Here is a 4225-nt window from a genome sequence, read left to right as displayed (position 1 = left end):
GGCCGGGGCGGCCTGGGCGGCCCTGGCCCGGCCGCCCCGGCCCGCGGCTTCCCTGCGGGGCGTGTCTTCGCGGGCCTTCTCGACAAAAGGCTTGAGGGCATCGCGCAGCGCCCGGGCATTGGCCTCGTTCAGGTCGATGACGTAGTTTTTCGAGTCCAGGCTGAAGTGGACGGTTTCATCGGCTTTTCCGCCGTCAAGGTCATCGGTCAGAACAACTACCACTTCACGCGCCACAAACGGCTCCTTTATATTCGGGCAATCAGATAAGTTCCGTTAATCCATTCCGATTATGTCCCATGCCCGATTAGGGGGCAACATCGCCGTATTGATTGATATGCGGGCCGTTGCCCCGATTAATCCGGTCCGCACCTGTTTATCATAACGCCGCAGGCCCGCCGGGAAACCGGTAAATTGGAGCCGCCCCGCGGCCGGTGCGCACGCCCTGCCGGCCCGGCCGGACGCATCGGCGGCGGCGCTGTTTCCAGGCGCCGCCGCCGATTGGCAGGAAATTGCTGTCAAAGGACAGCAGCGGGACGGGCCGGCGGACGCGGCGCCGGCTATTGTCCGGAATTCTCCCCGTCGCCGGCGGCCCACAAATCCGCCTCGCGCTCGGCCTCGGCCAAGGCCTGCCGCTCCTTGCGGTCGGCATTAAAGAGCGCCTTCATGACGAAGTAGAACAGCAAACCGACCCCGGCGGAGGGGGCGAGCACCCACAGATATTCCATCAAATTATCCCAATTCAGGCTTCAGCAGGGGGAACAGGATGGTCTCCCGGATTCCCGTCTGGGTGAAAAGCATGACCAGCCGGTCGATGCCCAGGCCAATGCCGCCCATCGGCGGGGCCCCGTATTCGAGGGCGCGCAGGAAGTCCTCGTCCAGCTGCATCGCCTCGTGGTCCCCCGAGGCGGCCTTGCGGGACTGTTCCACCAGGCGCTCGCGCTGGATGACCGGGTCGATCAGCTCGGAGAACGCGGTGCCGCGCTCCATCCCGCCGATGATCAGGTCCCAGGCCTCGATCAGTCCGGGCCGGTCGCGGTGGTGCCGGGCCAGCGGCTGTGCAGCCGGCGGGTAGTCGTAGACGAAGGTCGGCTGCAGCAGCGTGGGTTCGACAATCTCGCCGAAGAGCTCGATGACCACCTTCTGCGTGTCCCACTGCGGCTCCACCTTGACCCCGTGCCCGGCGGCGATCTCGCGCAGCACCTGACCGCTGGTTTCCGGCGTGATTTCCACGCCCACGGCCTCGGACAGGCCCGGGTAGACGGCCAGCCAGCGCCATTCCCCGTTCAGGTCGATGGTGCCCTTCTCGGTTTCGATCACGCGGCTGCCCACCACGTCCGCCACGTTGAGGATCATCTCCTTCATGCGGTCGGCCATCACGAACTGGTCCGCATAGGCCTCATAGCTCTCCAGCGTGGTGAACTCGGGGCTGTGGGTGGAGTCCACGCCCTCGTTGCGGAAGATGCGCCCGATCTCGAAGACCCGGTCGATGCCGCCGACCACCGCGCGCTTGAGGTACAGCTCGGTGGCAATACGCAGGGTCATGTCCTGGTCGAAAGCGTTCAGGTGGGTCCGGAACGGCCGGGCCGCGGCGCCGCCGTGGACCAGCTGCAGCATGGGCGTTTCCACCTCCACGTAGCCGTGGCCGTGCAGGGTGTCCCGGATGGAGCGGATGATGCCGGCCCGGGTGTAGACCATCCGGCGGGCCTCGTCGCGCACCATCAGGTCCACGTAACGCTGGCGCACCCGGGTTTCCTCGTTCAGCCCGGCGTGCAGCACCGGCAGCGGGCGGATGGCCTTGGAGGTCATGGCCCAGGAATCGGCCATGACCGAGAGTTCGCCGCGCTTGGAGCTGATGACCTCGCCGTGGATGAAGACCTGGTCGCCCAGGTCCACGAACGCCTTCCAGTCCGCGAGCGCTTCCTGGCCCACGTTGGCCAGGCTGAGCATTGCCTGCAGGCGGGTCCCGTTGCCTTCCTGCAGGGTGGCGAAGCACAGCTTGCCGGTATTGCGGATGAACACCACGCGGCCGGTGACGCCGACGATGTCCCCGGTGGTCTCGTCGGCCTGGAGGTGGCCGTACTTTTCCCGGATCTCGGCCAGGGTGTGCGTCCGGTCCACCCCGACCGGATACGGCTCCACGCCGCGCTCAAGCAGCTTGGCGCGCTTTTCCAGGCGCACACGCATCTGCTCGGAGGTGTCTGCGGCCTCGATCGGGTGGGCTGGGGCGGCGGGGTGTTCACGGGTCACGGTAGTTAAGGTTACCGTCCCGGCGACCGTGCTTCCTATTCAGGATCCGGTTCAGGAGCCGAGCTGGACGTTGTCGATCAGCCGCACCGGGCCCACCCGGGCCGCCGCCAGCGCCAGGGCATCCCCGGTGAAGGGGCTGTCCTGGCAGTTGAATGCCAGCGGCTCCAGGGTGGCCGGGTCCACCACCTCCAGGTAGTCCAGGTCCACCAGCGGCACCGAGCCGATCATCGCCAGGGCGCCCTGGAGGTCCAGCGGTTCGTGCCGCTCCGCCTGCCCCTTGAGGTAGTGCAGGCTGCGCGAAAGCACCAGGGCCGCCTCGCGCTCGGCGTCGGAGAGGAAACGGTTGCGGCTGGAGAGCGCCAGCCCGTCCGCGTCCCGGACGGTCGGCACCCCCACGATCTCCACCGGGAAGTCCAAATCCGCCACCATCCGCCGCACCAGCGCCAGCTGCTGCGCATCCTTCTGGCCGAAATAGGCCCGGAAGTCCGCCGGCAGGGCGGGCAGGCCGTAGTGCAGCAGTTTGGCCACCACCGTCAGCGCGCCGTCGAAATGGCCCGGCCGCGAGGCGCCCTCGAGCTTCTCCCCCAGCCGGCCCGAGCAAACCCGCACCAGCGGTTCCCCGCCCGGGTAGACCTCCTCCACCGACGGGGCGAACGCGATGTCGGCTCCGGCCCCGGCCAGCACCTCCAGGTCCGCCTCCAGCGTGCGCGGGTAACGGTCCAGGTCCGCCGCCTCGCCGAACTGCAGCGGGTTCACAAAGATGGAGGCGACGACGACGTCGTTGGCCGCGCGCGCGGCGTCCACCAGGGCCGCGTGGCCGGCGTGCAGCGCGCCCATGGTCGGTACCAGCGCCTGGCTGGCCCGGCCGGAGCGGTGCCTGCCGGCCGCGGTCCGCAGCAGTTCGGCACTGGCTTCCTTCAGTTCCGCCTGGGTGGTGACAAGGTGCGGGCGGTTGCTCACTGCGGGTCCTCCTGGTCGGTAAGCGGCGTGGTCCGGGGGGAAAGAATGTCCAGGATGGCGGTGGCCTGGCCGTCCGTGAGCAGGCCGCGGGCCAGGGCGCGCGTGGCCGTGGCCCGGGCCAGTTCCTCGTACGCCTGTCGGATGTCGGTGGCCCCGCTGTCCACTTCGAAGCCCAGCAGTGCGTCCCGGTGTACCCGCACCGTGCCGGCGTCCCCGCGGGCCACGGGCCCGGTCAGCGCGCCCTCGCCGGAGGCCAGCGCATTTTCCAGGGAGGCGCGCATCAGCGGCCCGAGCACCCGGCCCGGCTGCTCCACGCCGGCCGCGCCCAGCAGCTGCGCGGCCTGGGCCGCAATGGTCACCAGATGGTTGGAGGCGTGGGCCAGCGCCGCATGGTACAGGGCCCGGTCCCGCTCCTCGATCACCACCGGCTCGGCGCCCATTTCCACCACCAGCGCCTGGGCAATCGGCAGCACCGGGCGGTCGGCGGTGACACCGAAGGCGCAGTCGGCCAGCCGGGTCAGGTCCAGGCTCAACCCGGTGAAGGTCATGGCCGGGTGGATGGCCAGCGGGATGGCGCCCTTGGCCCGGGCCGGCGCCAGCACGCCGATGCCGTGGCGCCCGCTGGTGTGGACCACCAGCTGCCCCGGCTGCCAGGCGCCGGTGCCGGCCAGCCCGGACACCAGTTCGGGCAGGGCATCGTCGGGCACGGCCAGCAGCACCAGTTCGGCCCGCTCGACCACCTCCGGGACCGGCAGGACGGGGACACCGGGCAGCAGGTTTTCGGCCCGCTCGCGGCTGGCCGCGGAGACGGCCGACACGCCGACGACGGCGTGCCCGGCCGCGCGCAGTGCTGCGCCCAGGACGGCGCCGACCTTGCCGGCGCCGACGACGCCGATCCCCAGCCGCCCGGGCTTAGCCTCTGCCATGGTCCTGCCCCATCTCCTCGCCTTCCTTGGCCTTTCCCGTCATTTCGCCGGCCTGCCGCGCCGGGGTCTCGAGCCAGCGTTCGGGTACGCCG

General features: G+C 69.8%; 5 protein-coding genes. All 5 read right to left on the bottom strand.

The annotated features are described in order from the left end of the window. Window positions 1-234 (bottom strand): Lsr2 family protein (locus tag ACFQ36_RS21155; RefSeq protein WP_377017263.1); only part of this gene is annotated, 234 nt, incomplete at its 3' end. Between the two features lie 323 nt (window positions 235-557). Continuing rightward, entirely contained in the window at window positions 558-725 is a 168-nt protein-coding gene (locus ACFQ36_RS21150) for a hypothetical protein (protein ID WP_377017261.1), read from the bottom strand. A 4-nt stretch (window positions 726-729) separates the two neighbouring features. Continuing rightward, a complete protein-coding gene (lysS, locus tag ACFQ36_RS21145; protein ID WP_377017265.1) occupies window positions 730-2184 on the bottom strand; it encodes a lysine--tRNA ligase in 1455 nt (484 codons plus the stop codon). A 114-nt stretch (window positions 2185-2298) separates the two neighbouring features. Continuing rightward, window positions 2299-3207: a pantoate--beta-alanine ligase gene (gene panC, locus ACFQ36_RS21140; RefSeq protein WP_377017259.1), complete on the bottom strand. Its 909-nt coding sequence runs from the start codon at window positions 3205-3207 to the stop codon at window positions 2299-2301. After that, window positions 3204-4133 carry a Rossmann-like and DUF2520 domain-containing protein gene (locus ACFQ36_RS21135; RefSeq protein ID WP_377017257.1) on the bottom strand — a complete coding sequence of 310 codons (930 nt, stop codon included), beginning with the start codon at window positions 4131-4133 and terminating at the stop codon, window positions 3204-3206. The genes panC and ACFQ36_RS21135 overlap by 4 nt, the downstream gene beginning before the upstream one ends. Between the last annotated feature and the right edge of the window lie 92 nt (window positions 4134-4225).

It is taken from the genome of Arthrobacter sp. GCM10027362, assembly GCF_042679445.1.
GTDB lineage: Bacteria > Actinomycetota > Actinomycetes > Actinomycetales > Micrococcaceae > Crystallibacter.
Note: the sequence above shows the minus strand (reverse complement) of the source record. Positions and strands in the feature narration are given on the sequence as shown.